This is a genomic window from Shewanella xiamenensis, assembly GCF_014647135.1.
Taxonomy (GTDB): Bacteria; Pseudomonadota; Gammaproteobacteria; order Enterobacterales; family Shewanellaceae; genus Shewanella; species Shewanella xiamenensis.
This window is the reverse complement of sequence record NZ_BMOP01000039.1, coordinates 1-24,539: the sequence shown is the minus strand read 5'-3', so window position 1 is coordinate 24,539 and position 24,539 is coordinate 1. Positions and strand designations below refer to the sequence as shown.

Genomic DNA, 24,539 nt, shown 5'->3' with positions numbered 1-24,539 from the left:
CGATGGACGAAGGTTTACGCTTCGCAATTCGTGAAGGTGGCCGTACAGTAGGCGCTGGTGTTGTAGCTAAGATCATTGCTTAATAGCAATTGTGATTAGAAAAAAGGAAGCTTAGGCTTCCTTTTTTATTTTGGGCTGGTGTTATTCTGAAATTTGTGTAAAATGCTCGCCACTCTGACGTTGAATAGTTTTTGATGACTATTTACACAGCGGGCTTGAAATCTGATTTCAGATGAGTATAATGGCCCCCTCGTTAACCTAGGTTAACGAATTAAATGACAAGTATTTGAACTTATCATTATCATAGCGGCTCCGATTGGGAGTCGAACGGTTAAATCATCTCGCTCTGCTTTTCCAGTAAGGAAGAAGCTAGAGGGTGATTTTTTATGTGTCCATTTTAGGAGCTCTGGTCAATGCAGAACCAAAGAATCCGTATCCGCTTAAAAGGGTTTGATCATCGCTTAATTGATCAGTCTACAGCGGAAATCGTTGAAACTGCTAAGCGTACTGGCGCCCAAGTACGTGGTCCTATTCCACTACCTACGCGCAAAGAGCGTTATACCGTTTTGATCTCTCCGCACGTTAATAAAGATGCTCGTGACCAGTACGAATTACGTACTCACAAGCGCCTGGTTGACATCGTAGAGCCAACTGAAAAGACTGTAGACGCTCTAATGCGTTTAGATCTTGCGGCTGGTGTCGACGTACAGATTAGCTTGGGTTAATTGAGATCCTTAGAAGAGGTTTGAGAGATGGCTATCGGTCTTATTGGTCGTAAAGTTGGTATGACTCGCATCTTCACTGAAGATGGTGTTTCTATACCTGTTACAGTAATTGAAGTTGCTGGCAACCGTGTTACTCAAGTGAAAACTTTAGAAACTGACGGCTACCGCGCACTTCAAGTTACTACTGGTACCAAAAAAGCCAATCGCATCACTAAACCAGAAGCAGGTCACTTTGCTAAGAGCGGCGTAGAAGCCGGTCGTGGACTGTGGGAACTGCGTCTGGCAGACGGTGAAGGCGAAGGCATTGAAGTTGGTGCTGAGCTAAACGTAGGTATCTTCGCTGATGTAGCGAAAGTTGACGTTACTGGTCAATCAAAAGGTAAAGGCTTCCAAGGCGGCGTTAAGCGTTGGAACTTCCGTACTCAAGATATGACGCACGGTAACTCTTTGTCGCACCGTTCGAACGGTTCTATCGGTCAGAACCAAACGCCTGGTCGCGTATTTAAAGGCAAGAAAATGTCAGGCCATATGGGTGCCGAGCGTGTTACTACTCAAAATCTAGACGTTGTACGTGTAGATGTTGAACGTAACCTGCTACTGGTTAAAGGTGCTGTTCCGGGCGCAACTAATGGCGACCTGATCATCAAGCCTGCAGTTAAAGCTTAAGGTCTGAGGAGATAGTAATGGAATTGGTATTGAAAGACGCGCAAAGCGCTCTTGAAGTTTCCGAAACTACCTTCGGCCGTGACTTTAACGAGGCACTGGTTCATCAGGTAGTTGTAGCATACGCTGCAAACGCGCGTCAGGGCACTCGTGCTCAAAAGACTCGTGCGGAAGTAACTGGCTCTGGCAAAAAGCCATGGCGCCAAAAAGGCACTGGCCGCGCTCGTGCGGGTGGTGTTAAGGGCCCAATCTGGCGTGGCGGTGGCGTAACTTTCGCTGCTAAAACTCAAGATCACAGCCAAAAAGTTAACAAGAAGATGTACCGCGGCGCGCTGAAAAGCATTCTGTCTGAACTGGTACGTCAAGACCGTCTGGTTGTTGTTGAATCATTCAGCGTTGAAGCTCCTAAAACTAAAGAGCTGAAAGCTAAACTGAAAGCAATGAACTTAGAAGACGTGTTAATTGTGACTTCAGAAGTTGACGAGAATTTATTCTTAGCAGCTCGCAACCTGTACAAGGTTGACGTTCGTGACGTTGCAGGTCTAGACCCAGTAAGTCTGATCGCGTTCAACACAGTGCTTGTGACTGCTGATGCAGTTAAGCAAATCGAGGAGATGCTAGCATGATGATCCGCGAAGAACGTTTGCTAAAAGTAATTCTGGCACCTCACATCTCTGAAAAGAGCACTGTGAATGCTGAGAAGCACAACACTGTTGTTTTCCGCGTAGCTATCGATGCAACTAAAGCTGAAATTAAAGCTGCTGTTGCTAAGCTATTTGAAGTTGAAGTCGAATCAGTTCGCACTTTAGTGAGCAAAGGCAAAACTAAACGTACTGGTGGCCGTACTGGCCGTCGTAGCGATTGGAAAAAAGCCTACGTGACTTTAGCTGCTGGTGCTGACATCGATTTCGTCGGCGGCGCTGAGTAAGCAAAGGAGAATTATCATGGCAGTTATTAAGTGTAAGCCAACCTCTCCAGGTCGTCGCCACGTTGTTAAAGTGGTGAACTCTGACCTGCACAAGGGTAAACCTTTTGCTGGCCTGTTGGCGAAAAAATCTAAAAGTGGTGGCCGTAACAATACTGGCCGTATCACTGTTCGTCACGTTGGTGGCGGTCACAAGCAGCACTACCGTTTAATCGACTTTAAACGCGATAAAGATGGTATTCCTGCAAAAATTGAGCGTCTGGAATACGATCCAAACCGTACTGCGCACATCGCTCTAGTACTGTATGCGGATGGTGAGCGTCGTTACATCCTTGCTGCCAAAGGCATGCAAGCTGGCGACAAAATCCAGTCTGGTGTTGAAGCCGAAATCAAAACCGGTAACGCAATGCCACTGCGCAACATTCCAGTAGGTTCTGTTGTGCACGCTGTAGAAATGAAGCCTGGTAAAGGTGCTCAGATCGCGCGTTCAGCGGGTGCTTATGTACAAGTTGTTGCTCGTGATGGCGCATATGCCACTTTACGTCTTCGCTCTGGCGAAATGCGCAAAGTGCCAGTTGATTGCCGCGCAACATTTGGTGAAGTTGGTAATGCCGAACACATGCTACGCCAGTTAGGTAAAGCAGGTGCTAAGCGCTGGAGAGGCGTTCGCCCAACAGTTCGCGGTGTTGCAATGAACCCGGTAGACCATCCACACGGTGGTGGTGAAGGCCGTACTTCTGGTGGTCGTCACCCAGTGACTCCATGGGGTGTGCCAACTAAGGGTTATAAGACTCGTAGTAACAAGCGCACTGACAAGTACATCGTACGTCGTCGTAATAAATAGTAAGAGGATTCGCCATGCCACGTTCTCTCAAGAAAGGTCCCTTCATTGACCTGCACTTGCTGAAGAAGGTAGAGAAAGCGATGGAAGCAGGTGACAAGAAGCCTATTAAGACTTGGTCACGTCGCTCTATGATCATTCCAAATATGATTGGTTTGACCATCGCTGTCCATAATGGTCGTCAGCACGTTCCTGTGTTCGTAACTGACGAAATGATCGGCCACAAACTTGGTGAATTCTCACCAACTCGCACTTATCGCGGCCATGCTGCTGATAAGAAAGCGAAGAAGCGTTAATACGGGAGGAATAAGATGGAAGTTTTAGCTAAACATCGTTTTGCCCGTACGTCTGCGCAGAAGGCTCGTCTCGTTGCTGATCAAATTCGTGGTTTGCCTGTTGCTAAGGCCCTCGAAATTTTGACTTTCAGCCCAAAGAAAGCCGCCGTACTGGTTAAAAAAGTACTTGACTCAGCTATCGCAAACGCCGAACACAACGAAGGCGCGGATATTGATGAGCTAAAAGTAGGCGCCGTCTTCGTTGACGAGGGTCCAACTATGAAGCGTATCATGCCACGTGCTAAAGGCCGCGCTGATCGTATCATGAAGCGTACCAGCCACATCACTGTGGTTGTATCAGATCGCTAGGAGAGAGCAATGGGACAGAAAGTACATCCTAATGGTATCCGTCTGGGTATCACCAAGCCTTGGATCTCTACCTGGTACGCAGATAAGTCAGATTATGCAAATAACCTGAACAGCGACTGGGAAGTGCGTAAGTATCTTGCAGACAAACTGCAAGCTGCGTCAGTATCTAAGATTGTTATTGAACGCCCAGCGAAAAGCATCCGCGTTACTATTCACACAGCCCGTCCAGGGGTTGTGATTGGTAAGAAAGGTGAAGACGTTGAAGTATTGCGTGCTGCCGTTTCAAAACTGGCTGGCACTCCTGCTCAAATTAACATCGCTGAGATCCGTAAACCTGAGCTAGATGCCAAGTTAGTTGCTGACTCAATTGCACAGCAATTAGAGCGTCGTGTTATGTTCCGTCGCGCGATGAAGCGTGCGGTACAAAACGCAATGCGTATTGGTGCTCAAGGTATCAAAGTTGAAGTTAGTGGCCGTTTAGGCGGTGCTGAGATTGCGCGCTCTGAGTGGTATCGCGAAGGTCGTGTACCTTTGCACACACTGCGTGCTGATATCGACTATTCAACCTCTGAAAGTCACACTCAATATGGTGTGATTGGTATTAAAGTTTGGATCTTCAAAGGTGAAGTTCTGGACGGAATGCTGCCACAGATTGAAGAGCCGAAACAGCAGCAACCTAAGCGCAAGCCTCGTGGTAAATAGGAGAGCCGGCAATGCTGCAACCTAAACGTATGAAGTTTCGCAAGATGTTCAAAGGCCGCAACCGCGGTCTAGCGAACGGTACCGAAGTTAGCTTTGGTACTTTTGGTCTGAAAGCAGTCGGCCGTGGTCGTTTAACTGCTCGTCAGATCGAATCTGCACGTCGTGCCATGACACGTCACATTAAGCGTCAGGGACAAATTTGGATTCGAGTTTTCCCGGACAAACCTATTACCTCTAAGCCTCTTGAAGTGCGTATGGGTAAAGGTAAAGGTAACGTTGAATACTGGGTATGTCAGATTCAACCTGGTAAGGTTCTTTATGAGATGAATGGTGTTTCTGAAGTGATCGCTCGTGAAGCGTTTGCTTTAGCTGCTGCCAAGCTTCCAATCAAGACTACCTTCGTAACTAAGACGGTGATGTAATGAAAGCGAGCGAACTAAGAGAAAAGAGCGTTGAAGAACTGAACGCTGAACTACTTGGTCTGCTGCGTGAGCAGTTCAACCTGCGTATGCAACACGCCACTGGTCAGTTGACTCAGACTCATCAACTGAAATTGGTGCGCCGTAATATTGCGCGCGTTAAGACCATTATTACTTCTAAGGCGGGTGCATAATGTCTGATAAAATCCGTACTTTGCAAGGTCGTGTCACTAGCAACAAAATGGATAAAACCATTACTGTCGCTATCGAACGCCAAGTGAAACACCCAATCTATGGGAAATACATTAAGCGTACGACTAAGATCCATGCACATGACGAAGCTAATCAGTGCAATGAAGGTGACGTAGTCGCGATTCGCGAATGTCGTCCTTTGTCTAAGACTAAGTCTTGGACCCTGGTTGAAGTAGTATCAAAGGCCTAATAATATTAGGCATTTAGGTAAACGGCTCCAGTATTTGGGGCCGTTTGTTTTTTAATACTATACATTCCATATTTATGGTGTTATATTTGCGCCCCATTTTTGACTAAATTCAAAGCAAAAATGGTGTTTATAGTCCCATAGTGGGAATTGTGTAGTAACGATAGCGGAGCACTTAAAATGATCCAAATGCAATCGACTCTTGACGTCGCATGTAACAGCGGCGCACGCAGAGTTCAGTGTATTAAGGTCTTGGGTGGCTCTCATCGTCGTTATGCCGGTATCGGCGACATTATCAAAGTTTCTGTTAAAGAAGCAATTCCTCGCGCTAAAGCGAAGAAAGGTGATGTGTATAACGCGGTGGTAGTCCGTACTAAGAAAGGCGTACGTCGTCCAGACGGTTCTGTCATTCGCTTCGATCGGAATGCAGCTGTTCTTTTGAACAACAACCTGCAGCCGATTGGTACTCGTATCTTTGGACCAGTGACACGTGAATTGCGTAATGAGCAATTTATGAAAATTGTCTCGCTGGCACCAGAAGTACTGTAAGGAGCTTCAAAATGGCAGCTAAAATCCGTCGTCAAGACGAAGTAATCGTATTAGCAGGTAAAGACAAGGGCAAGCGTGCTAAAGTTGCTCAAGTATTACCTACTGGTAAGTTAATTGTTGAAGGCATCAATCTTGTCAAAAAACACCAAAAGCCAAACCCACAACTGGGTGTAGCCGGTGGTATTGTTGAGAAAGAAGCACCGATTCAAGCATCAAATGTTGCGATCTTTAACCCTGTCACTGGCAAGGCGGATCGTGTTGGTTTCCGATTTGAAGACGGCAAAAAAGTTCGTTTCTTTAAATCGAACAGTGAACTCGTTAAGTAACTGGAGTAAACGATGGCGAAACTGCATGATAAATATCAAGAGACTGTTGTCGCTGAACTGACTCAAAAGTTCGGTTATACCAGTGTCATGCAAGTCCCTCGGATTGAGAAAATCACCCTGAACATGGGTGTTGGCGAAGCCGTTGCAGACAAAAAAGTTATGGAACATGCTGTCCGTGACATGACTGCAATTGCTGGTCAAAAACCAGTAGTAACTGTTGCTCGTAAATCAGTTGCTGGTTTTAAAATCCGTGAAGGCTACCCTATTGGCTGTAAAGTGACCCTGCGCGGTGAGCGTATGTGGGAATTCTTAGAGCGTTTAGTTGACATCGCAATCCCACGTATCCGTGACTTCCGTGGTCTGAGCGCTAAAGCGTTCGATGGCCGTGGTAACTACGCGATGGGCGTGCGTGAGCAGATCATTTTCCCAGAGATCGATTACGATAAAATCGATAAAATTCGCGGTATGGATATTGTTATCACTACCTCTGCGAAGACTGATGAAGAAGGTCGTGCTTTGTTAGACGCTTTTAACTTCCCATTCAAGAAATAAGGGTAGCGTAATGGCAAAAACATCAATGAAAGCACGTGAAGCAAAGCGTGCACAGCTCGTAGCTAAGTTCGCTGAAAAGCGTGCTGCTCTGAAAGTGATTATTGCAAGTCCAGCTTCTTCTGATGAAGATCGTTGGGATGCAGTATTAAAGCTGCAAGCTCTACCACGTGATTCCAGCGCATCGCGTCAACGCAATCGTTGTAATCAAACTGGTCGCCCACATGGTTTCCTACGTAAGTTCGGTTTAAGCCGTATCAAATTACGTGAAGCAACCATGCGTGGTGAAGTTCCTGGCCTGCGTAAGGCTAGCTGGTAAGCACTTGTCACGGAGTAAGCTAATATGAGCATGCAAGATCCTATTGCGGATATGTTAACCCGTATTCGTAACGGCCAAGCTGCTAACAAAGTATCTGTGAAGATGCCTTCTGCTAAGCTGAAAGTCGCTATTGCGAAACTGCTTAAAGAAGAAGGTTACATCGCGGATTACGCCGTAGCAGATGAAGCCAAGCCTGAATTGGAAATTACCTTAAAGTACTTCCAAGGCCAACCAGTCGTTGAGACTATCCAGCGTGTAAGCCGTCCAGGTCTTCGTATTTACAAAGGTAAAAACGAACTTCCTAAAGTGATGGGCGGACTGGGTGTCGCAATTGTGTCCACTTCTAAAGGCCTGATGACTGATCGTGCCGCCCGCCTTGCAGGCATGGGTGGCGAGGTTATCTGCTACGTAGCATAAGGAGCTAGGAATGTCTCGTGTAGCAAAAGCACCAGTATCTATTCCAGCTGGCGTAGAGGTGACCTTAAACGAACAGACCCTGACCGTCAAAGGCGCGAAAGGAAGTCTGACTCGAGTGATCAACAATGCGGTCAATGTTGTTATTGAAGGTGGCGTGATTAAATTCCTTCCTGTTGAGGGCGCAGTTGGCGCTTGGGCACAGGCTGGTACAACACGTGCATTAGTAAACAACATGGTTGTTGGTGTATCTCAAGGTTTTGAGCGTAAATTAAAGTTAGTTGGCGTTGGTTACCGTGCGAAACTCGTCGGTGCTGACATTGACCTTACTTTAGGTTTCTCTCATCCGTTAGTACACAAACTGCCCGCAGGCGTTACTGCAGAGTGTCCTAGCCAAACTGACATCGTCCTACGTGGCGTTGATAAACAGTTAATTGGCCAAGTCGCTGCTGAGATTCGCGGATATCGTCCACCAGAGCCATACAAAGGCAAGGGTGTTCGCTATGACGACGAAGAAGTACGCCGTAAAGAGGCTAAGAAGAAGTAGGTAACGCGATATGGATAAGAAAACATCTCGCTTACGTCGCGCTATTCGCGCTCGTAAGAAGATCCAAGAGCTGGGCGTGAACCGTCTGGTTGTACATCGTACACCGCGTCACATTTATGCTCAGGTGATCAATCCTGAAGCTCAGGTGGTGGCAGCTGCTTCAACCGTGGAAAAAGCGGTTAAAGAGCAACTGAAGAGTACCGGTAACGTAGACGCGGCTAAAGCAGTAGGTAAATTTATTGCTGAGCGCGCGATCGAAAAAGGCGTAACGACAGTTGCGTTCGATCGTTCTGGTTTCAAGTATCACGGTCGTGTAGCTGCTCTAGCAGATGCTGCTCGTGAAGCTGGCCTCCAGTTCTAAGGGGTTATAAAAATGGCTAAATTAGAAGCTCAGCAAAAAGACGATCTGCAAGAGAAATTAATTGCAGTTAATCGTGTTTCTAAAGTAGTTAAGGGCGGTCGTATCTTTAGCTTCACAGCACTGACAGTAGTGGGTGATGGTAATGGTAAGGTCGGCTATGGCTATGGTAAAGCGCGCGAAGTTCCAGCAGCAATTCAAAAAGCTATGGAAAAAGCCCGTCGTAACATGGTGACCGTTGAGTTGAATGCAGGTACTCTGCATCACCCAGTTAAAGGTCGTCATACTGGTTCACGTGTATACATGCAACCAGCATCACAGGGTACCGGTATTATCGCCGGTGGCGCAATGCGTGCCGTATTGGAAGTAGCAGGCGTTCATAACGTTCTGTCTAAAGCATACGGTTCTACTAACCCGATCAACATCGTTCGCGCGACTGTAGATGCTCTGGTGCACATGAAGTCACCATCGCAAATCGCAGCTAAGCGTGGCCTGAATGTTGACGAAATTCGGGGGTAATGCACCATGGCAACTAAAACTGTAAAAGTTACTCAGACTAAAAGTGCTATCGGTCGTTTACCAAAGCACCGCGCGACCTTAACAGGTCTTGGTCTGCGTCGCATTGGTCACACTGTTGAATTAGAAGATACTCCTTCAGTTCGCGGTATGATCAACAAGGTCTACTACATGGTTAAGGTGGAGGATTAATAGATGCGTTTAAATACTCTATCTCCAGCTGCAGGCGCTAAGCATGCACCAAAGCGTGTAGGCCGTGGTATGGGCTCAGGTTTAGGTAAAACTGCAGGTCGTGGTCACAAAGGCCAAAAATCTCGTAGCGGTGGCGGCGTACGCCCAGGCTTCGAGGGTGGTCAAATGCCACTTAAGATCCGTTTACCTAAATTTGGTTTTACCTCGCGTCGCGCTATGGTAACAGCTGAAGTTCGTGTACTCGAACTGGCTAAAGTTAACGGTGATGTTATCGACTTAAACGCTCTGAAAGATGCGAACGTTATTACTCGCAACATCCAGTTTGCGAAAATCGTTCTTTCAGGTACCATTGAGCGCCCAGTGACTGTAAAAGGTCTGAAGGTAACCAAAGGTGCACGTGCAGCAATTGAAGCTGCTGGCGGTAAGATCGAGGAATAATACGTCGATGGCAAAACCAGGACTTGATTTAAAAAGCGCGAAAGGTGGACTTTCAGAGTTGAAGGCTCGCCTCCTGTTCGTGATTGGTGCGATTATCGTCTTTAGGGCCGGTTCGTTTGTACCAATTCCTGGTATTGACGCAGCTGTATTAGCAGAGCTGTTTGCTCAGCAAAAAGGGACCATCCTAGGCATGTTTAACATGTTCTCGGGTGGTGCTCTTTCCCGTGCTTCTATCTTTGCATTAGGTATCATGCCGTACATTTCGGCATCGATTATCATGCAGTTATTGACTGTTGTGCATCCTGCACTCGCTGAATTGAAAAAAGAAGGCGAGTCTGGACGTAAAAAAATCAGTCAGTACACTCGATGGGGTACGTTGGTGCTGGGTACATTCCAGTCGATCGGTATTGCAACAGGGTTACCAAACTTAGTCCCAGGCCTAGTGGTCAATATTGGATTCGGTTTCTACTTTGTAGCGGTTGTGAGCTTAGTAACAGGAACTATGTTCCTGATGTGGCTAGGTGAGCAAATTACCGAACGAGGTATAGGTAACGGTATCTCGATTTTAATTTTCGCAGGTATTGTTGCTGGATTACCTTCCGCTATCGGCCAAACGGCTGAGCAGGCGCGTCAAGGTGACCTGAATGTGTTAGTGTTGTTGTTGCTCGCGGTAATTATTTTTGCTGTGACTTATTTCGTGGTGTTTGTAGAGCGTGGTCAACGTCGTATCGTCGTTAACTATGCCAAGCGTCAGCAAGGCCGTAAGGTATTCGCTGCGCAATCTACTCACTTGCCACTGAAAATAAACATGGCGGGTGTAATTCCTCCAATTTTTGCGTCAAGCATTATTTTGTTCCCAGGCACACTGGCTCAGTGGTTTGGTCAAAATGAGTCTATGTCATGGTTAAGTGATTTTTCATTGGCCGTGTCACCTGGACAACCGCTTTACTCATTATTGTATGCAGCAGCGATTATCTTCTTCTGTTTCTTCTACACAGCGTTGGTATTTAATCCACGTGAAACAGCAGATAACCTGAAGAAGAGTGGTGCATTCATCCCTGGGATCCGTCCTGGAGAACAGACTTCGCGTTACATTGATAAAGTAATGACTCGCCTAACATTAGCTGGCGCGTTATACATTACCTTTATCTGTTTAATTCCGGAGTTCATGCTAATTGCGTGGAAAGTACAGTTCTATTTTGGCGGTACTTCACTACTAATTATGGTAGTCGTAATCATGGACTTCATGGCTCAGGTTCAGACCCATATGATGTCACATCAGTATGAGTCTGTGATGAAGAAAGCTAACCTAGTTAACAAAGCGAATTTAGATCGTTTTGGTCGCTAAGTAAGCTTTACGGAGTGATGAAATGAAAGTTCGAGCTTCCGTGAAGAAGATCTGCCGTAACTGCAAGATCGTCAAGCGTAGTGGCGTTGTGCGCGTTATCTGTGTTGAACCAAAACACAAACAGCGTCAAGGCTAAAAGTGAAATTGTTCAGCCCACTGTTGGGCTGAACAAATATTGTTTGCAAATCTGTCAACTGTCGAGTATCCTTTCGGGCTTTTCGCAGTTGGCCTTTAACTTAAGGAGTGCATAGTGGCCCGTATCGCTGGCATTAACATTCCTGATCAAAAGCATACAGTCATCGCATTGACTGCAATTTTCGGCATCGGCCGTACTCGCGCTAGAGCAATCTGCGCAGCTACGTCAATTGCTGAAACTGCTAAGATCAAGGAATTGAGCGAAGCTCAAATCGACACCCTACGCGAAGAAGTTGCCAAATACTTAGTAGAAGGTGACTTACGTCGTGAGATTTCTATGAACATCAAGCGTCTTATGGATCTTGGTTGTTATCGTGGTCTCCGCCATCGTCGTAGCCTGCCTCTTCGTGGGCAACGTACTAAGACCAATGCGCGTACGCGTAAAGGTCCACGTAAACCAATCAAGAAGTAACGGGAAGGTAGACAATGGCTAAAGTTCCGTCACGTTCTCCGCGTAAGCGCGTACGTAAACAGGTTGCAGATGGCATGGCTCATATCCATGCTTCTTTCAACAACACAATTGTCACCATTACAGATCGTCAAGGTAATGCGTTGTCATGGGCTACTTCAGGTGGTTCAGGTTTCCGTGGTTCACGTAAATCTACGCCATTTGCTGCACAGGTAGCTGCTGAGCGTGCAGGCGCTGCTGCTCAAGACTACGGTTTAAAAAACCTTGAAGTGTTTGTGAAGGGTCCAGGTCCAGGTCGTGAATCAGCCATTCGTGCGCTGAACGCTGTTGGTTACAAAATTACCAACATTACCGATGTGACGCCGATCCCTCATAATGGTTGTCGTCCTCCTAAAAAGCGTCGTGTATAACGCGTTTCATTAGGATAGTTGGAGAAAGATCATGGCAAGATACTTGGGTCCCAAGCTCAAGCTCAGCCGCCGAGAAGGTACTGACCTTTTCTTAAAAAGCGGTGTGAGAGCAATCGATTCTAAGTGTAAACTGGAATCTGCACCAGGACAGCATGGCGCTCGTAAGCCACGTCTGTCAGAGTACGGTTTACAGTTACGCGAAAAACAAAAAGTTCGTCGTATTTACGGTGTGTTAGAAAAGCAATTCCGTAACTACTATAAAGAGGCTGCACGTCTGAAAGGCAACACTGGTGAAAACCTGTTGCAACTTTTAGAAACTCGTTTAGATAACGTTGTTTATCGTATGGGTTTCGGTGCGACTCGTGCAGAATCACGTCAGCTAGTAAGCCATAAATCTGTTATGGTTAACGGTCGTGTTGTTAACATTCCGTCATTCAAAGTGTCTGCGAATGATGTTGTAAGCATCCGTGAAAAGTCACGCACTCAAGCTCGTATCAAAGCGGCTTTAGAAGTGGCTGGTCAACGCGAGAAGCCTACATGGGTTGAAGTCGACAGCGCGAAAATGGAAGGTGCTTTCAAGCGTATTCCAGAACGTAGCGATTTGTCTGCGGAAATTAACGAACAGCTGATCGTCGAGCTTTACTCTAAGTAAGGCTAACAAACAAGAGAGGACACAATGCAGGGTTCTGTTACAGAATTTCTTAAACCGCGTCTCGTTGATATCGAGCAGGTTAACTCAACACGTGCCAAGGTTACTTTGGAACCGCTTGAGCGTGGTTTCGGCCACACTTTAGGTAACGCGTTGCGTCGCATCCTATTGTCGTCTATGCCCGGCTGCGCGGTTACCGAAGTCGAGATTGACGGCGTACTGCACGAATACAGCAGTAAGGAAGGCGTACAAGAAGATATCCTTGAAATCTTGCTTAATCTGAAAGGATTAGCAGTGACTATCGAGGGTAAAGACGAGGCTATGCTTACATTAAGCAAGTCCGGCGCAGGCCCTGTCATCGCAGCAGATATCACGCATGATGGTGATGTCACTATCGTGAATCCTGATCATGTTATCTGTCATTTGACAGGTAACAATGATATCAGCATGCGTATTCGCGTTGAGCGTGGTCGTGGTTATGTGCCAGCATCTGCTCGTGCACAGACAGAAGACGATGATCGCCCAATCGGCCGCTTGCTGGTTGATGCTTCTTTCTCGCCAGTCGCACGTATTGCCTACAATGTAGAAGCAGCTCGTGTTGAACAGCGTACTGACTTGGATAAACTCGTTATCGATATGACCACTAATGGTACTATTGATCCTGAGGAAGCTATCCGTCGTTCTGCAACCATCTTAGCTGAACAGCTGGATGCGTTTGTTGAGCTGCGTGACGTGACTGAGCCAGAAATGAAGGAAGAGAAGCCGGAGTTCGATCCGATTCTGTTGCGTCCTGTCGACGATTTAGAGCTAACTGTACGTTCGGCTAACTGTTTGAAAGCCGAAGCGATTCATTACATCGGAGATCTGGTACAGCGTACTGAAGTTGAGCTGCTGAAAACCCCTAACTTAGGTAAGAAATCTCTTACTGAAATTAAGGACGTTTTAGCTTCTCGCGGACTGTCGTTAGGTATGCGTCTGGAAAACTGGCCTCCAGCTAGTTTAGCAGACGACCTATAAGTCTCAGGTTTGTACAGATTTAGGTTATAAGGATTAGGTCATGCGCCATCGTAAGAGTGGTCGTCAACTTAACCGCAACAGCAGCCACCGCCAAGCTATGTTCCGTAACATGGCAAGCTCACTGGTTCGTCATGAGATCATCAAGACAACCGTAGCTAAAGCGAAAGAACTGCGTCGCGTAGTTGAGCCTCTGATAACACTTGCTAAGAGTGACAGCGTTGCAAACCGTCGTTTAGCGTTTGCACGTACTCGCGACGCTGAAGTCGTAGGTAAGTTATTCACTGAATTGGGTCCACGTTACCAGGAACGTCCTGGTGGCTACACCCGTATCCTTAAGTGCGGTTTACGTGCTGGTGATAAAGCCCCAATGGCTTACATCGAGCTAGTAGGTCGTCCAGAAGCTGCTCAAGCTGTTGATGTTGAAGCTGCTGAGTAATTAAGGTTACAAATTTAAAAGCCGGGCTCTAAGCCCGGCTTTTTATTTCAGCTCGTTTTAACTTACTCGACCCAAGTCGTTTGTTTCTCGATTTCTTTAGGCAATGTTAAGTGCCATTTACTTAACCCTTTACGGCTAAACATAAATTGTCCTAGGTCATCTGTTACTGGGAATATGTTTTCCGGTTTCTCACCTGCGAGGATCCTTGAGGCCATTTTGGCTGCGATCTTGCCGTGCTGGTAACCATCGAGAACATAGCCGCCGATATTGCCGTTGTTGTATACGCTAAATCCCCAAAAACCAAAATTGGGTACTGGTGTGTTAGCTGAAACCCATCCTAATAATTCTTCAGCATCAACCGACTGATCTTTGTCATCCCTCACTGCATGATAAAGTGCAACGACTATCGCACTAAAGCCATTGTCTTTAGCTGCAATGACTTGCTTTTGCCATTCACTAAGTTGATTTAGTTGTAATATTTCAACTTCCACATCGCTCAACATGCTCAGTTGCTGCTTACTGATATATTCCGCAGCAAGTCTAGACGTATCACTTTGATCGAAGAGAACTAAGATTTTTCGGTGCTTTGATATTGGTAATATTCGTTGTAGTAATAGCAGAGAGCGTCTGAGTAGAGGTCTTTCAAGCACACCCGTAAAACGCTTATATTCATTTAAGTGATATTCTCTTGGGTTCATATTAATGCCAAGGTATACCACTGGAATTTGACTTGAGTTTAACCGTTGGTGTAGATAATTAACGGCATTATCATCTGCTAGGATCACTAACTGTGGTTTTTGTTGTTGAATAAATTGCCATGCCAGTTCTGCCCGTTTTGCATGAAGATTTTTAGGTAGCCGTTTAGTGTCCATTTCAAAGTGATTTACCTCATTGAGAGGTGTTAATGTATCGAGTATGGCTTGATAATACTGCTTATCCCACGTGTAACCTTGGTGGTAGCTCTCGATGACAACCACCTTGGCCGCATATGCCATTGGTATGAAACATGCCAGCATTAAGGTAAAAATCTGTCGCCATCTTTTAATTAATAACTTAATTAAATTCATGGAGAGATACCTAGTGGAATATAGCTTTGAGTATAGTCCAACCTCGAGTATCCGGCGGGCAATAAAAAAGCCTCATACTGAGGCTTTAAATATTCTTTCGGCGATGTGCTTACGTTATTGTGCTGTCGCTTTCTGCTGGCTGTAATCTAGCTTCTCATGTTTTTGCCCCATTGCTTCTGCAACTTCTGGAGGCATGTAGTTTTCATCATGTTTTGCTAAGACTTCAGTTGCGGCCAACTTACCATCTTCCCCTAATACACCTTGGGCGACGATGCCTTGTCCTTCGCGGAATAGATCCGGTAATAGATCGTCATAGGTCACTAGAATTTCGCCACCTAAGGAATCGTGTACTGCAAATTGCACATGTAGGCTGTTTGGATCACGTACCATAGAGCCTACCGTTACCATGCCACCTACACGAATACGTTGGCCCGCTTCGGGTTTAACGCCTGTATCGGTTTTACCGTTTACGATTTCTGACGGTGTATAGAATAAGTTTAAGTTGGAGTTCAACGCATACAGCAGCAGTGAAGCAATCGCGGCTACGCCACCGATTAGTGCTATAGCTAACGTCAGTCTCTTTTTGCGTCTTGGGTTCACGATTTGTTACTCCTAGTTTCTTTGAGGCGCTCTTCGCGGTTCATCTTTTTCGCTATTTCAATCAAAACCTTACGCTTTTGGCGTGCGCTAGTGATGATCAGCGTCGATACACAGAAGAAGGTCACACCATAGGCAAGCCATACATAAAAGGCATAGCCACCCATGTTGAAAAAATCACTGATAGAATCGAATTGCATTATTTGACCTCCTCAGCTTTAGCAAGTTCACGTACCCAAGGGCGCATGCCGTTTCTTGCTAAGATTTCTGCTCTAAATCTCACAATAGTGATAGCGCCTATCATAAGCCCGAAACCTAAAATATTGATTAAAAGTGGGTATAACATGTCACTCGACATGGTCGATTTAGAGGTAATTTTGATGGTTGATGGTTGATGCAATGAGCTCCACCATTCAACTGAATATTTAATAATGGGGATATTAATTACCCCTACGATTGCCAAGATCCCTGCTGCACGTGCAGCCAGCACTTTGTCTTCAAAAGAAGCGTAGAGGGAAATCACACCTAAGTAGAGGAATAGTAGTACTAATTCAGAGGTCAGACGCGCATCCCATACCCACCAAGTGCCCCACATAGGTTTGCCCCAAGCGGCACCAGTAAAGAGTGCTATAAAGGTGATGACAGCTCCTATAGGAGCAATAGACGCAGCTGCCCAGTCTGCTAATTTGACCTGCCAGACAAGACCAATAAATGCCGCTGTCGCCATACCCATGTAGGCCGCCATTGACATTGATGCAGCTGGTACATGGATAAAGATAATACGGTAGCTATCTCCTTGCTGGTAATCTGTCGGGGCAAACAATAAACCCCATACGGTGCCAACTGTAAGGAAAAGGCAGGCTAAGGTGGCAAACCATGGAAATAATGTTCCTGATAACTTATATGCGCGTTCAGGATCCGCGTAAGGGTGTAACCATTTCCACATTTTAGTTAGTACTCACTCGCAGAGATGCACCGATTGCAAAAGGTGCTAAGGTTAACGAACCGATCAACATGGCGCCAATTATAGCGAGCTGACCGTCATAGGGTAAATTCATTCCTGCCGCATCAATGGCGCTGGTCGCGAAAATGAGCACTGGAATATAAAGTGGCAGAATCAAAAGGCTTAATAGTACGCCGCCTTTACGTAGACCAACGGTTAATGCCACGCCAATAGCACCTAAGAGTGACAACACTGGGGTGCCTAAAGCCAGTGTGGCAATCAATGCACCATAACTATTAGCATCTAAGTTCAGTAGCACGGCCAGCAGTGGGGCAATAATAATCAATGGAACACCCGTAAGTATCCAGTGGGCTAACACTTTGGCTAAGACTAAAACAGACAAAGGTTGTGGGCTAAGTAGCATCTGTTCTAAGCTGCCGTCACTAAAGTCAGCTTTAAATAGACGCTCCAGCGACAACATGGATGCTAACAATGCCGCAACCCAAATAATCCCTGGGGCAATACGGGCTAGCATTTGTGGTTCTGGGCCAATGCCGAGTGGAAATAGGGTTACAACCATAATGAAGAATAATAGGGGATTAAAAATATCACCACGGTGTCGAATGGCAATCTTTAGATCCCGCTGAAGTAACGTTAAAAACGCTTGAGTAAAGCTGATGCCTCTTTTCATTATGCCAAACCTTATACGAAGCGATAATCTAGACGAATTTTACGAAGCCTATCATCTTTGATAATGCCCATATCTTGGTGAGTGGTCAGGATCACACAGCCACCATTATCCGCATGTTGAATAAATAACTGTTCAAGCTCTTCGACGCCTTTTTTATCGATTGCGGTAAAAGGTTCATCTAGGATCCACACCTTACAATCATTGTGCCAAAGCCTTGCCAATGCTGTTCGGCGATGTTGGCCCGCGGACAAATGCCCAGCAAGCGCTTCCTCAAAACCTGATAGATTTACTTTAGCTAATATGGCAGACGTATCAAAATCATCATAGCCACTGATTCTTAAATTGAAGTTAAGGTTTTCCTCAGCGGTTAATTCGGATTTCACTCCCGCAAGGTGGCCTAAATACAGTAGATCTTCGTTATATTCGTCACGACAGCGGTTGATATCTTCATTTATATAGAAGGTTTGCCCCGCATAGGGACGAGATAGACCTGCTAATATGCGTAATAAACTGGTTTTGCCGGCACCATTAGGGCCTTCAATCTGGACGATATCGCCAGCATTAATCTCAAAACTTAATTCATCAAATAGAATGCGTTCTTCACGGATGCATGTCAGCTTGCTCGCTGATAACAGTGTGTTTACTGAAGTTATATTTGTCACTGAACCCTCTATCTCAAGCCGGAAGGAAACACAAGTGATTCTAACACAAACGATATTGCGGGTTTACACTTGCTTGGGACTAGATGTCAGCAATTTGATGTGGTTCCAATAACCGCAATATTTCTCGTACAAATCGAACTTTTTTAATAGTTGCTAATATATTAACGAATTTGTCACGCTTGTCGCCTTATATCATTTGTGCTGAGATTCTAATCACAAAAAGATGAGATTTATTGAAGTTTGTAGTAATCTTAGTGCGCTATAATGAGTCTGCCTCAAAGGGCAGCGCGAGCTTTGTACGTATTTGCATTAGGAACATTGAACATGAAAAAACTGTTAGCAATGACTGCAGTCGCTGCTTTGACTATGTCAGTCAACGTTTCAGCTCAAGATGCTGAAGCTATTTTCAACAAGGCATGTACCGTGTGCCATAGCATGGGTGTTGCTGGTGCTCCAAAAGCGCACAATGCAGCGGAGTGGGAACCACGTTTAGCTAAAGGTGTTGATAATCTAGTTAAAAGTGTAAAAACAGGTTTAAACGCAATGCCACCAGGTGGTATGTGTACTGATTGTACTGATGATGATTACAAAGCAGCTATCGAGTTTATGTCTAAAGCTAAGTAATTTTTTTTGCAGTGTTAAAAAACCGGCATTAGCCGGTTTTTTTATGTCTGCGCTAAGCTGAAACTTAGTGCTAGGTGCGGATAACTTATTGCACTTGGGTATCCAGTACTAAGTTTGCCGTTTCACCCACATTAACTTTGCTGATTTTTCCTTGAATATCACCCGCCTGAGGTTTGATATTGCCATGCTTGGATAAGACGGCAATAACTTCAACGCTAGCAGTTTGGCTTAATTTTACATCGCCACCCATGCCTGTGCTGTCGTCTAGTGTCACTGTAACAGGCAATGATTTTGCACTAACTTTAGTTGCTGCTAGCGGTACTTTAGGACCTTCAGTTGCACGTGCAAAGACAAAGATAGTGTCTTCTGGGCTCGCTTTCGCTGCAAGTTCAGGTGAAATTGAAATTTCAATACTTACTGATTTGCTTGTGACTTTTGCCTGCTTGTGTACATCATCGTTAGGCATACCTGTCGTTTCGGCTTGCATACGTAAGTTAGCTGTTTCGATGGCATTCATCAGTGCGGCGCGATCCACATCTGTACGGTCACTATTAAGAATAGTCTGCCATGAATCAATGGCTTTTTGGTACTTTGCAGTAAAGAAAGCATCCATACCAACTAACAACAGTGTTGATGGATCCTGTGGATCTAATGCTAGCGATTCGTCTATTAAGGCTTGAATTTCTGGTGTCATTTGCTGACCGGCTTTGTAGTACAACGCCGTGGCCTTTGGTCCGATTAACTCGGCATGTTTGCCCACTAAATCCATCACTTTGTCGAAGGCCGCGACTGCTTTATCAAATTGGTTAGCCGAAATATATGCATGACCTAGACTAAACCAAGCCTGACTATTTTCTGGCTCGGCTTGCACTTGGGCTTCCATCATTTGTACGCGCTGCCCCATGATTTGCGCAGTATCCATACCAGCATGTGGGTTAGCCGCTTGGGTATTGCCAATATTTTCAAAGGCTCCTAATTGCTGATAAAGGTAACCTGAGATCGCAATCAAGCATACCGACATGACTGATGGCCAAAGGATACTTTTAGGTTTGATTTGATTGACAAGGGAATCATCGCTCGCTTGTTTGATGTCTTGGAGTAAACTGATTTCGAGTTCTTTCTTAAGCGCATCAAATTCTGCTTGGTCGAGCAGTTCTTCATTAAGTTCTTTCTCAAGGGTGGAAAGACGTTCATTGAACAATTCGAGGTTCGTTTGTTTGCGAACACCAGCTTCCTCAGTACGCAATAACTTTTGCTGTCTGAAATGTGGGATCCAGATCAGTGTTAAGCTGACCAACACAACAAGCGCAATAAAAATCCAAAATGTCGTCATTGTTTCTATATTCACTTTAGTTTGCATAAAAGCGGTTGTTACCGCTGGCTTGGAAGCAAGATTATACGTAAAGATTATTCATTGAACAGTAATATAAGACCTTCACAACTGTGAAAGCTGAGAGTTGGGCACTGGTTCACAAATTGTTCCATCTGGTAAATTTTATATGAAACTTAAGGCTCATTTATCTGTCACATGCAAAACTGTAGACCTGCGGTGGCTCCATTTGGGCAAAAATCGAGAATGAGACAAGTCACCCAGTTTTGTATGAAAGAGGCAGACAGGAACAATAGCAAATACTAAAATGAACCAAATTTCGTGCATTTGTGTGAACAGCATGTTGTGCGTTGGTTTGGAATTTTTCTAAATCAACATATTATTAGAGACTGAGGAAAACCCATGATCCCAGAACTTGGACACTTTTCGCTGATTATAGGAGTGGCATTCGCCTTCTTGTTAACCAGCGTTCCCCTTATAGGTGTTGCCCGTAAAGACCAATACCTAGTGAGGTATGCTTGGCCGTTAGCCTACGGAATGTTCTTTTTTATTGCTTTATCCGTAGTATCGCTTGGTTATAGCTTCGCCGTTGATGATTTCTCCGTGGCCTACGTGGCACATCACTCTAATTCTCAGTTACCTATTTTCTTTAAGATTGCGGCCGTATGGGGCGGTCATGAAGGGTCTCTGTTGTTCTGGGTGTTTGCGTTATCAACTTGGGCCGCTTCTGTCGCATTATTCAGTAAAGGCTTGGAAGAAGTGTTTACTGCAAGGGTGCTGGCTGTATTGGCGCTGATTGTGATTGGTTTTAGCTTATTTATGCTGCTCACTTCTAGCCCATTTGAACGTTTATTTCCAATGCCAGCCGAAGGCCGCGACTTGAACCCAATGTTGCAGGATGTAGGCTTAATCTTCCATCCGCCAATGTTGTATTTAGGTTATGTGGGTTTCTCTGTAAGCTTTGCGTTTGCAATTGCTGCATTGATGAGTGGCCATCTTGACTCGGCTTGGGCTCGTTGGTCTCGTCCTTGGACCTTGGCTGCTTGGATTTTCCTCACTGGCGGTATTGCATTAGGTTCTTGGTGGGCATACTACGAATTAGGCTGGGGTGGCTGGTGGTTCTGGGATCCAGTAGAAAATGCCTCCTTTATGCCTTGGTTAGTGGGTACGGCATTAGTGCATTCGCTGATTGTGACCGAAAAACGTGGTGCGTTCCGTAACTGGACAGTATTGCTGTCAATCTTTGCATTTTCGTTAAGTTTACTGGGTACCTTTATCGTGCGTTCCGGCGTACTGACTTCGGTTCACTCATTCGCAGCCGATCCAAGCCGCGGTATGTTTATTCTGTTATTACTCGGCTTAGCTATCGGTGGTTCGCTCACGTTGTTTGCCTTCCGCGCAAGTGAAATGAGCAGCCCAGCACGCTTCGAATTGAAATCAAAAGAAACCATGCTGTTAGTCTGTAACGTGTTGCTGACTGTCGCTGCTGGTACAGTCTTGTTAGGGACGTTATATCCACTGCTGATCGATGCTTTAGGTATGGGCAAGATCTCTGTTGGACCTCCATATTTTAATGCTGTGTTTGTACCGATCGTGCTCGTGCTGTTTGCGTTTATGGGCGTGGGTCCGATCATCCGTTGGAAGAAATCAAAAGCGGGTGAGTTAAAACGCCAATTGCTGGTGCCTGCATTAGTATCAGCCGCGATTGGTATCGTGACGCCATTTATTGTCGATGGTGCTTTTAACGTGTGGGTTGCTTTGGGTATCGCCGCCGCTGCTTGGATTGTGTTGGCAACCGCTAGAGCCGCTTACAATATCGTGAAGCCTAAAGATGGTGAATTAAGCGTGGCACGTATGGGCCGTAGTGAGCTGGGTATGATCTTAGCTCACTTAGGTATTGCTGTGTCGGTTATCGGTGCCACTATGGTATCTAACTACTCGGTTGAGAAAAGTGTGCGTATGGGGCCTGGCATAAGCCAAGAGCTTGCGGGTTATACCTTTAAATATCTTGAGACTAAGAACGTCGTTGGTCCTAACTACACCGCACAACAAGGTCAAATTGAGATCTACAAAGGCGATAAGCTGCTGACGTTACTCAAGCCTGATCGTCGCCAATACAATGTGCGTACTATGGACATGACCGAAGCCGGTATCGATTGGGGTCTGTTCCGTGACTTATATGTCACCATGGGCGATCCAATCAGCAGCACTGAATTTGCTGTGCGTTTGAACTACAAGCCTTTTGTTCGTTGGTTATGGTTTGGAGCAATATTCATGATGGTCGGTGGTTTCTTTGCCGCATCGGATAAACGCTATCGCTCAAAAGTGGCTGCTACCGTTAAGCCGCAAACTGAAAAAGCGAAATTAGCTACCGCTCAATAATTGGGGAATGTATGAAGAAGTTGGTTCTGTTTATCCCATTAGTCATTTTTCTTGGCATGGGGGTATTTTTATACAAAGGATTGTTTTTAAATCCGCAGAAACTGGATTCAGCTCTGGAAGGAAAGCCTATTCCGGCTTTCCAACTGGAACGTCTCGAAACACCAAACGAGATGATTACCAATGAGCAACTGAAAGGAAAAGTGTCATTACTTAACGTTTGGGCTACTTGGTGCCCCTCTTGTAAGTATGAACACCCTTTCTTAGTCATGCTGAAACGTCAGAATATTCTGCCTATCTATGGGATTAACTATCGTGACGAACGTATCCCCGCGCTGGAAGAATTAAAACGCCAGGGTGATCCTTACAATATCAATATTTTTGATAAGGATGGACGCTTAGGCTTAGATCTTGGCGTTTACGGTGCACCGGAAAGCTTTATTGTTGATCATAATGGCATTATTCGTTATCGCTACGCAGGGCCTATTGACCAGCGTGTATGGAGTGAAACTCTCTATCCTATGATTCAACAACTCCAAGCTGAAGCGGCGAAGGATGGTGCAGCGTGAGAATTTTGACAAAAATCATTGGTGGCCTGGTGTTAATGCTGAGTATGGTGACAACCGTAATGGCCACACCGGTTGATACTTACGAATTTAAATCACCCGAAAACCAAAAACGAGGTTTGTCATTAGCGCATGAGTTGCGTTGCCCGCAATGTCAGAACCAAAACTTGATCGATTCCAACTCGCCCGTTGCACGAGATCTGCGCCTTGAAGTGTATAAAATGGTCGATGAAGGCAAAGGTGACGATGAAATCATCGAGTTTATGACCAGCCGTTATGGTGAGTTTGTACTCTACAAACCGAAAATGGAAACTAAAACCTATATTCTTTGGTTAGGTCCAGTGGGTTTGTTATTGCTCGGTCTTATCATTGGTTTCATCTTTATCCGCAAGCAACGTATCGGTGGCACGACCGAGCCTGAGATCAGTGCCGAAGATCAAAAAGCGCTTGATGCTTTATTAAAGCGTGATAATAAATGAAGTCATTTGCTTTAGCTGCAATCCTAGCGAGTCTGTCTGTTGCCTTTGCTGGTGGTGCCCATGCGTACCCCGGCATGCAGCAGGCAAATAAACCGATTGAGTCGACAGTCGATCTGATTAACGTTCTTCCACAGACTTATCCTATCGAAGTTGTTGCTTTTAGTGATGCGAATGGAAAGCCTATCGACTTTAGCCAATACAAAGGCAAAGTTGTGATGGTCAACATGTGGGCGACTTGGTGCCCTCCCTGCGTAAGGGAGTTGCCCGCAATTGAGCGTTTGGCGACAAAGTTTAAAGCGGATCAGTTTGCGTTATTGCCTATCTCTATTGATGCAGGTGGTAAGCAACAAGTGCAGCCTTTTCTCACTTCATTAGGAATGGCAAACTTTAATTCCTATTACGATCCTACGCAAAACTTAGGACAGGTGTTCCCACTGGATACCATTCCTGCAACCTTTATTCTCGATCAAAATGGCCAATTGATCGCGTTTGTGCGCTCCTTTGTCGACTGGGATGATGCAAAAGCCGTATCGCTAATCCAAAGTTTTATCGATAAAGGCGCTAAAAAGCTGAATTAAACAGCATATAGAGCGTAAATAGAGCACCGTTGTAGAAAAGATCGCCATGCGATCTTTTTTCTTTTAAAAAGCGCTTGCACAAAAAGTTTCGCTGCCTATAATGCGCATCCACTGACACGGCAGACAGCGAAAGCGAGCGCGGTGACAGTGCGAATCGAATGCAAAATGTGCAGTTGATTCGAAAGCCTCAAGAAGTTTGCAAAAACGCCTTGACGCGATGAGGTAAATGCGTAGAATACGCAGCCCTGACCCAGTGAGCGGTAACGCAAGCGATGAGGTCAACGCTCTTTAACAATCTAAACAAGAAATCTGTGTGGACACTCACAGGTGTTGAGTTAATCGAAATTACTCTGCCGTTTGGCGAGTAATCAAAGAATTAAATCAATGAATGAGTGTTCATAGCAATATGTACAAAGTTTTGGTTTCGCTTTCTTCTCTTTATGAAGAGAGGGCGGAAACAAACGACAGAATTCATTGAGTCGTTTAACGCGAGTTAAACAAAAAACTTTTAATTGAAGAGTTTGATCATGGCTCAGATTGAACGCTGGCGGCAGGCCTAACACATGCAAGTCGAGCGGCAGCACAAGGGAGTT

At 45.5% G+C, this 24,539-nt stretch carries 41 protein-coding genes and 1 rRNA gene; 35 read left to right on the top strand and 7 right to left on the bottom strand.

The annotated features are described in order from the left end of the window. The 29 genes from IEY09_RS19485 to rplQ form a co-directional block, all read left to right on the top strand. The coding region (locus IEY09_RS19485; protein ID WP_080034449.1) for an EF-Tu C-terminal domain-related protein at positions 1-83 on the top strand (83 nt) is incomplete at its 5' end. A gap of 330 nt (positions 84-413) precedes the next feature. Continuing rightward, positions 414-725: a 30S ribosomal protein S10 gene (gene rpsJ, locus IEY09_RS19480; protein WP_011070616.1), complete on the top strand. Its 312-nt coding sequence runs from the start codon at positions 414-416 to the stop codon at positions 723-725. 27 nt (positions 726-752) lie between these two features. Continuing rightward, the gene (gene rplC, locus IEY09_RS19475) at positions 753-1,391 is read left to right on the top strand and encodes a 50S ribosomal protein L3 (RefSeq protein WP_011070617.1); all 639 of its coding nucleotides are present in this window, start codon (positions 753-755) and stop codon (positions 1,389-1,391) included. Between the two features lie 17 nt (positions 1,392-1,408). Continuing rightward, positions 1,409-2,014, top strand: a complete 606-nt coding sequence (gene rplD / locus IEY09_RS19470; RefSeq protein WP_011070618.1) for a 50S ribosomal protein L4 — start codon at positions 1,409-1,411, stop codon at positions 2,012-2,014. Then, a complete protein-coding gene (gene rplW / locus IEY09_RS19465; protein WP_037421480.1) occupies positions 2,014-2,316 on the top strand; it encodes a 50S ribosomal protein L23 in 303 nt (100 codons plus the stop codon). Before rplD ends, rplW begins: the two co-directional genes overlap by 1 nt. Before the next feature lie 16 nt (positions 2,317-2,332). After that, positions 2,333-3,157: a 50S ribosomal protein L2 gene (rplB, locus tag IEY09_RS19460; protein ID WP_011621028.1), complete on the top strand. Its 825-nt coding sequence runs from the start codon at positions 2,333-2,335 to the stop codon at positions 3,155-3,157. Between the two features lie 14 nt (positions 3,158-3,171). Continuing rightward, a complete protein-coding gene (gene rpsS, locus IEY09_RS19455) occupies positions 3,172-3,450 on the top strand; it encodes a 30S ribosomal protein S19 (RefSeq protein WP_006083596.1) in 279 nt (92 codons plus the stop codon). Between the two features lie 15 nt (positions 3,451-3,465). Beyond that, a complete protein-coding gene (rplV, locus tag IEY09_RS19450) occupies positions 3,466-3,798 on the top strand; it encodes a 50S ribosomal protein L22 (RefSeq protein ID WP_006083595.1) in 333 nt (110 codons plus the stop codon). 9 nt (positions 3,799-3,807) lie between these two features. Further along, positions 3,808-4,500, top strand: coding sequence for a 30S ribosomal protein S3 (gene rpsC, locus IEY09_RS19445; RefSeq protein ID WP_011070621.1), 693 nt, complete (start codon positions 3,808-3,810; stop codon positions 4,498-4,500). An 11-nt stretch (positions 4,501-4,511) separates the two neighbouring features. Then, entirely contained in the window at positions 4,512-4,922 is a 411-nt protein-coding gene (gene rplP, locus IEY09_RS19440; RefSeq protein WP_006083593.1) for a 50S ribosomal protein L16, read from the top strand. Further along, a complete protein-coding gene (gene rpmC / locus IEY09_RS19435) occupies positions 4,922-5,113 on the top strand; it encodes a 50S ribosomal protein L29 (protein ID WP_007644429.1) in 192 nt (63 codons plus the stop codon). The genes rplP and rpmC overlap by 1 nt, the downstream gene beginning before the upstream one ends. Further along, a complete protein-coding gene (gene rpsQ / locus IEY09_RS19430) occupies positions 5,113-5,361 on the top strand; it encodes a 30S ribosomal protein S17 (protein ID WP_011070622.1) in 249 nt (82 codons plus the stop codon). The genes rpmC and rpsQ overlap by 1 nt, the downstream gene beginning before the upstream one ends. 177 nt (positions 5,362-5,538) lie before the next feature. Next, complete coding sequence (gene rplN / locus IEY09_RS19425; RefSeq protein ID WP_006083590.1) at positions 5,539-5,907, top strand: 50S ribosomal protein L14; 369 nt, start codon at positions 5,539-5,541, stop codon at positions 5,905-5,907. Between the two features lie 11 nt (positions 5,908-5,918). Then, positions 5,919-6,233 carry a 50S ribosomal protein L24 gene (gene rplX, locus IEY09_RS19420; protein WP_011070623.1) on the top strand — a complete coding sequence of 105 codons (315 nt, stop codon included), beginning with the start codon at positions 5,919-5,921 and terminating at the stop codon, positions 6,231-6,233. A gap of 12 nt (positions 6,234-6,245) precedes the next feature. After that, positions 6,246-6,785: a 50S ribosomal protein L5 gene (gene rplE, locus IEY09_RS19415; protein WP_011070624.1), complete on the top strand. Its 540-nt coding sequence runs from the start codon at positions 6,246-6,248 to the stop codon at positions 6,783-6,785. 10 nt (positions 6,786-6,795) lie between these two features. Further along, on the top strand, positions 6,796-7,101 hold the full coding sequence (gene rpsN, locus IEY09_RS19410; RefSeq protein WP_011070625.1) for a 30S ribosomal protein S14: 306 nt from the start codon (positions 6,796-6,798) through the stop codon (positions 7,099-7,101). Positions 7,102-7,125: 24 nt separating this feature from the next. Next, on the top strand, positions 7,126-7,518 hold the full coding sequence (gene rpsH, locus IEY09_RS19405) for a 30S ribosomal protein S8 (protein ID WP_007644434.1): 393 nt from the start codon (positions 7,126-7,128) through the stop codon (positions 7,516-7,518). 10 nt (positions 7,519-7,528) lie between these two features. Then, entirely contained in the window at positions 7,529-8,062 is a 534-nt protein-coding gene (gene rplF / locus IEY09_RS19400; RefSeq protein WP_037421473.1) for a 50S ribosomal protein L6, read from the top strand. A 10-nt stretch (positions 8,063-8,072) separates the two neighbouring features. Further along, complete coding sequence (rplR, locus tag IEY09_RS19395) at positions 8,073-8,423, top strand: 50S ribosomal protein L18 (RefSeq protein WP_011715467.1); 351 nt, start codon at positions 8,073-8,075, stop codon at positions 8,421-8,423. Positions 8,424-8,435: 12 nt separating this feature from the next. Continuing rightward, positions 8,436-8,939, top strand: coding sequence for a 30S ribosomal protein S5 (gene rpsE / locus IEY09_RS19390; RefSeq protein ID WP_007644438.1), 504 nt, complete (start codon positions 8,436-8,438; stop codon positions 8,937-8,939). Between the two features lie 6 nt (positions 8,940-8,945). Next, positions 8,946-9,128 (top strand): 50S ribosomal protein L30, encoded by a 183-nt coding sequence (gene rpmD, locus IEY09_RS19385; RefSeq protein ID WP_007644440.1) that lies wholly within the window; start codon positions 8,946-8,948, stop codon positions 9,126-9,128. 3 nt (positions 9,129-9,131) lie between these two features. Next, a complete protein-coding gene (gene rplO / locus IEY09_RS19380) occupies positions 9,132-9,566 on the top strand; it encodes a 50S ribosomal protein L15 (protein ID WP_011070628.1) in 435 nt (144 codons plus the stop codon). A gap of 7 nt (positions 9,567-9,573) precedes the next feature. After that, positions 9,574-10,914, top strand: coding sequence for a preprotein translocase subunit SecY (secY, locus tag IEY09_RS19375; RefSeq protein ID WP_011621032.1), 1,341 nt, complete (start codon positions 9,574-9,576; stop codon positions 10,912-10,914). A 22-nt stretch (positions 10,915-10,936) separates the two neighbouring features. Beyond that, entirely contained in the window at positions 10,937-11,050 is a 114-nt protein-coding gene (rpmJ, locus tag IEY09_RS19370; RefSeq protein WP_006083579.1) for a 50S ribosomal protein L36, read from the top strand. A 114-nt stretch (positions 11,051-11,164) separates the two neighbouring features. After that, the gene (rpsM, locus tag IEY09_RS19365) at positions 11,165-11,521 is read left to right on the top strand and encodes a 30S ribosomal protein S13 (protein WP_011070630.1); all 357 of its coding nucleotides are present in this window, start codon (positions 11,165-11,167) and stop codon (positions 11,519-11,521) included. Positions 11,522-11,535: 14 nt separating this feature from the next. Continuing rightward, positions 11,536-11,928: a 30S ribosomal protein S11 gene (gene rpsK, locus IEY09_RS19360; protein ID WP_006083577.1), complete on the top strand. Its 393-nt coding sequence runs from the start codon at positions 11,536-11,538 to the stop codon at positions 11,926-11,928. 31 nt (positions 11,929-11,959) lie between these two features. Beyond that, on the top strand, positions 11,960-12,580 hold the full coding sequence (gene rpsD, locus IEY09_RS19355) for a 30S ribosomal protein S4 (RefSeq protein WP_037421477.1): 621 nt from the start codon (positions 11,960-11,962) through the stop codon (positions 12,578-12,580). Between the two features lie 24 nt (positions 12,581-12,604). Further along, positions 12,605-13,594, top strand: coding sequence for a DNA-directed RNA polymerase subunit alpha (locus tag IEY09_RS19350; RefSeq protein WP_011070632.1), 990 nt, complete (start codon positions 12,605-12,607; stop codon positions 13,592-13,594). Positions 13,595-13,634: 40 nt separating this feature from the next. After that, complete coding sequence (gene rplQ / locus IEY09_RS19345; RefSeq protein ID WP_007644470.1) at positions 13,635-14,030, top strand: 50S ribosomal protein L17; 396 nt, start codon at positions 13,635-13,637, stop codon at positions 14,028-14,030. A 62-nt stretch (positions 14,031-14,092) separates the two neighbouring features. Here the strand turns inward: rplQ and IEY09_RS19340 are convergent, their stop codons facing one another. The 6 genes from IEY09_RS19340 to ccmA all read right to left on the bottom strand — a co-directional run bounded on the left by IEY09_RS19340 (position 14,093) and on the right by ccmA (position 17,990). Next, the gene (locus tag IEY09_RS19340; protein WP_050991392.1) at positions 14,093-15,097 is read right to left on the bottom strand and encodes an ABC transporter substrate-binding protein; all 1,005 of its coding nucleotides are present in this window, start codon (positions 15,095-15,097) and stop codon (positions 14,093-14,095) included. A gap of 114 nt (positions 15,098-15,211) precedes the next feature. After that, positions 15,212-15,697 carry a cytochrome c maturation protein CcmE gene (gene ccmE / locus IEY09_RS19335; RefSeq protein WP_037422767.1) on the bottom strand — a complete coding sequence of 162 codons (486 nt, stop codon included), beginning with the start codon at positions 15,695-15,697 and terminating at the stop codon, positions 15,212-15,214. Continuing rightward, positions 15,694-15,894, bottom strand: a complete 201-nt coding sequence (ccmD, locus tag IEY09_RS19330) for a heme exporter protein CcmD (protein ID WP_037422771.1) — start codon at positions 15,892-15,894, stop codon at positions 15,694-15,696. The genes ccmE and ccmD overlap by 4 nt, the downstream gene beginning before the upstream one ends. Beyond that, positions 15,894-16,640: a heme ABC transporter permease gene (locus tag IEY09_RS19325; protein WP_037422774.1), complete on the bottom strand. Its 747-nt coding sequence runs from the start codon at positions 16,638-16,640 to the stop codon at positions 15,894-15,896. Before IEY09_RS19325 ends, ccmD begins: the two co-directional genes overlap by 1 nt. A gap of 1 nt (position 16,641) precedes the next feature. Further along, on the bottom strand, positions 16,642-17,328 hold the full coding sequence (gene ccmB, locus IEY09_RS19320) for a heme exporter protein CcmB (protein WP_037422777.1): 687 nt from the start codon (positions 17,326-17,328) through the stop codon (positions 16,642-16,644). 11 nt (positions 17,329-17,339) lie between these two features. Further along, entirely contained in the window at positions 17,340-17,990 is a 651-nt protein-coding gene (gene ccmA, locus IEY09_RS19315) for a cytochrome c biogenesis heme-transporting ATPase CcmA (protein WP_037422780.1), read from the bottom strand. Positions 17,991-18,314: 324 nt separating this feature from the next. Between ccmA and scyA the strand changes: the two genes are divergently transcribed. Further along, the gene (gene scyA, locus IEY09_RS19310; protein ID WP_037422782.1) at positions 18,315-18,614 is read left to right on the top strand and encodes a monoheme cytochrome c5 ScyA; all 300 of its coding nucleotides are present in this window, start codon (positions 18,315-18,317) and stop codon (positions 18,612-18,614) included. A gap of 85 nt (positions 18,615-18,699) precedes the next feature. Here scyA and ccmI read toward each other — a convergent pair whose 3' ends face one another. Next, positions 18,700-19,947, bottom strand: a complete 1,248-nt coding sequence (ccmI, locus tag IEY09_RS19305) for a c-type cytochrome biogenesis protein CcmI (protein ID WP_037429823.1) — start codon at positions 19,945-19,947, stop codon at positions 18,700-18,702. Between the two features lie 399 nt (positions 19,948-20,346). Between ccmI and IEY09_RS19300 the strand changes: the two genes are divergently transcribed. The 5 genes from IEY09_RS19300 to IEY09_RS19280 form a co-directional block, all read left to right on the top strand. Continuing rightward, the gene (locus IEY09_RS19300) at positions 20,347-22,326 is read left to right on the top strand and encodes a heme lyase CcmF/NrfE family subunit (protein ID WP_047534139.1); all 1,980 of its coding nucleotides are present in this window, start codon (positions 20,347-20,349) and stop codon (positions 22,324-22,326) included. 11 nt (positions 22,327-22,337) lie between these two features. Beyond that, positions 22,338-22,892: a DsbE family thiol:disulfide interchange protein gene (locus tag IEY09_RS19295; protein ID WP_037422791.1), complete on the top strand. Its 555-nt coding sequence runs from the start codon at positions 22,338-22,340 to the stop codon at positions 22,890-22,892. Continuing rightward, on the top strand, positions 22,889-23,368 hold the full coding sequence (gene nrfF / locus IEY09_RS19290; RefSeq protein ID WP_037422794.1) for a heme lyase NrfEFG subunit NrfF: 480 nt from the start codon (positions 22,889-22,891) through the stop codon (positions 23,366-23,368). Before IEY09_RS19295 ends, nrfF begins: the two co-directional genes overlap by 4 nt. Continuing rightward, positions 23,365-23,946 (top strand): TlpA disulfide reductase family protein, encoded by a 582-nt coding sequence (locus tag IEY09_RS19285; protein WP_037429821.1) that lies wholly within the window; start codon positions 23,365-23,367, stop codon positions 23,944-23,946. Before nrfF ends, IEY09_RS19285 begins: the two co-directional genes overlap by 4 nt. A gap of 509 nt (positions 23,947-24,455) precedes the next feature. Beyond that, a 16S ribosomal RNA gene (locus IEY09_RS19280) occupies positions 24,456-24,539 on the top strand; the annotation flags it as partial.

Coding starts and splice junctions, on each gene's coding strand:
- rpsJ (WP_011070616.1), top strand. CDS start 414: ATGCAGAACCAAAGAATCCGTATCCGCTTAAAAGGGTTTGATCATCGC.
- rplC (WP_011070617.1), top strand. CDS start 753: ATGGCTATCGGTCTTATTGGTCGTAAAGTTGGTATGACTCGCATCTTC.
- rplD (WP_011070618.1), top strand. CDS start 1,409: ATGGAATTGGTATTGAAAGACGCGCAAAGCGCTCTTGAAGTTTCCGAA.
- rplW (WP_037421480.1), top strand. CDS start 2,014: ATGATCCGCGAAGAACGTTTGCTAAAAGTAATTCTGGCACCTCACATC.
- rplB (WP_011621028.1), top strand. CDS start 2,333: ATGGCAGTTATTAAGTGTAAGCCAACCTCTCCAGGTCGTCGCCACGTT.
- rpsS (WP_006083596.1), top strand. CDS start 3,172: ATGCCACGTTCTCTCAAGAAAGGTCCCTTCATTGACCTGCACTTGCTG.
- rplV (WP_006083595.1), top strand. CDS start 3,466: ATGGAAGTTTTAGCTAAACATCGTTTTGCCCGTACGTCTGCGCAGAAG.
- rpsC (WP_011070621.1), top strand. CDS start 3,808: ATGGGACAGAAAGTACATCCTAATGGTATCCGTCTGGGTATCACCAAG.
- rplP (WP_006083593.1), top strand. CDS start 4,512: ATGCTGCAACCTAAACGTATGAAGTTTCGCAAGATGTTCAAAGGCCGC.
- rpmC (WP_007644429.1), top strand. CDS start 4,922: ATGAAAGCGAGCGAACTAAGAGAAAAGAGCGTTGAAGAACTGAACGCT.
- rpsQ (WP_011070622.1), top strand. CDS start 5,113: ATGTCTGATAAAATCCGTACTTTGCAAGGTCGTGTCACTAGCAACAAA.
- rplN (WP_006083590.1), top strand. CDS start 5,539: ATGATCCAAATGCAATCGACTCTTGACGTCGCATGTAACAGCGGCGCA.
- rplX (WP_011070623.1), top strand. CDS start 5,919: ATGGCAGCTAAAATCCGTCGTCAAGACGAAGTAATCGTATTAGCAGGT.
- rplE (WP_011070624.1), top strand. CDS start 6,246: ATGGCGAAACTGCATGATAAATATCAAGAGACTGTTGTCGCTGAACTG.
- rpsN (WP_011070625.1), top strand. CDS start 6,796: ATGGCAAAAACATCAATGAAAGCACGTGAAGCAAAGCGTGCACAGCTC.
- rpsH (WP_007644434.1), top strand. CDS start 7,126: ATGAGCATGCAAGATCCTATTGCGGATATGTTAACCCGTATTCGTAAC.
- rplF (WP_037421473.1), top strand. CDS start 7,529: ATGTCTCGTGTAGCAAAAGCACCAGTATCTATTCCAGCTGGCGTAGAG.
- rplR (WP_011715467.1), top strand. CDS start 8,073: ATGGATAAGAAAACATCTCGCTTACGTCGCGCTATTCGCGCTCGTAAG.
- rpsE (WP_007644438.1), top strand. CDS start 8,436: ATGGCTAAATTAGAAGCTCAGCAAAAAGACGATCTGCAAGAGAAATTA.
- rpmD (WP_007644440.1), top strand. CDS start 8,946: ATGGCAACTAAAACTGTAAAAGTTACTCAGACTAAAAGTGCTATCGGT.
- rplO (WP_011070628.1), top strand. CDS start 9,132: ATGCGTTTAAATACTCTATCTCCAGCTGCAGGCGCTAAGCATGCACCA.
- secY (WP_011621032.1), top strand. CDS start 9,574: ATGGCAAAACCAGGACTTGATTTAAAAAGCGCGAAAGGTGGACTTTCA.
- rpmJ (WP_006083579.1), top strand. CDS start 10,937: ATGAAAGTTCGAGCTTCCGTGAAGAAGATCTGCCGTAACTGCAAGATC.
- rpsK (WP_006083577.1), top strand. CDS start 11,536: ATGGCTAAAGTTCCGTCACGTTCTCCGCGTAAGCGCGTACGTAAACAG.
- rpsD (WP_037421477.1), top strand. CDS start 11,960: ATGGCAAGATACTTGGGTCCCAAGCTCAAGCTCAGCCGCCGAGAAGGT.
- IEY09_RS19350 (WP_011070632.1), top strand. CDS start 12,605: ATGCAGGGTTCTGTTACAGAATTTCTTAAACCGCGTCTCGTTGATATC.
- rplQ (WP_007644470.1), top strand. CDS start 13,635: ATGCGCCATCGTAAGAGTGGTCGTCAACTTAACCGCAACAGCAGCCAC.
- IEY09_RS19340 (WP_050991392.1), bottom strand. CDS start 15,097: ATGAATTTAATTAAGTTATTAATTAAAAGATGGCGACAGATTTTTACC.
- ccmD (WP_037422771.1), bottom strand. CDS start 15,894: ATGCAATTCGATTCTATCAGTGATTTTTTCAACATGGGTGGCTATGCC.
- IEY09_RS19325 (WP_037422774.1), bottom strand. CDS start 16,640: ATGTGGAAATGGTTACACCCTTACGCGGATCCTGAACGCGCATATAAG.
- ccmB (WP_037422777.1), bottom strand. CDS start 17,328: ATGAAAAGAGGCATCAGCTTTACTCAAGCGTTTTTAACGTTACTTCAG.
- scyA (WP_037422782.1), top strand. CDS start 18,315: ATGAAAAAACTGTTAGCAATGACTGCAGTCGCTGCTTTGACTATGTCA.
- ccmI (WP_037429823.1), bottom strand. CDS start 19,947: ATGACGACATTTTGGATTTTTATTGCGCTTGTTGTGTTGGTCAGCTTA.
- IEY09_RS19300 (WP_047534139.1), top strand. CDS start 20,347: ATGATCCCAGAACTTGGACACTTTTCGCTGATTATAGGAGTGGCATTC.
- IEY09_RS19295 (WP_037422791.1), top strand. CDS start 22,338: ATGAAGAAGTTGGTTCTGTTTATCCCATTAGTCATTTTTCTTGGCATG.
- IEY09_RS19285 (WP_037429821.1), top strand. CDS start 23,365: ATGAAGTCATTTGCTTTAGCTGCAATCCTAGCGAGTCTGTCTGTTGCC.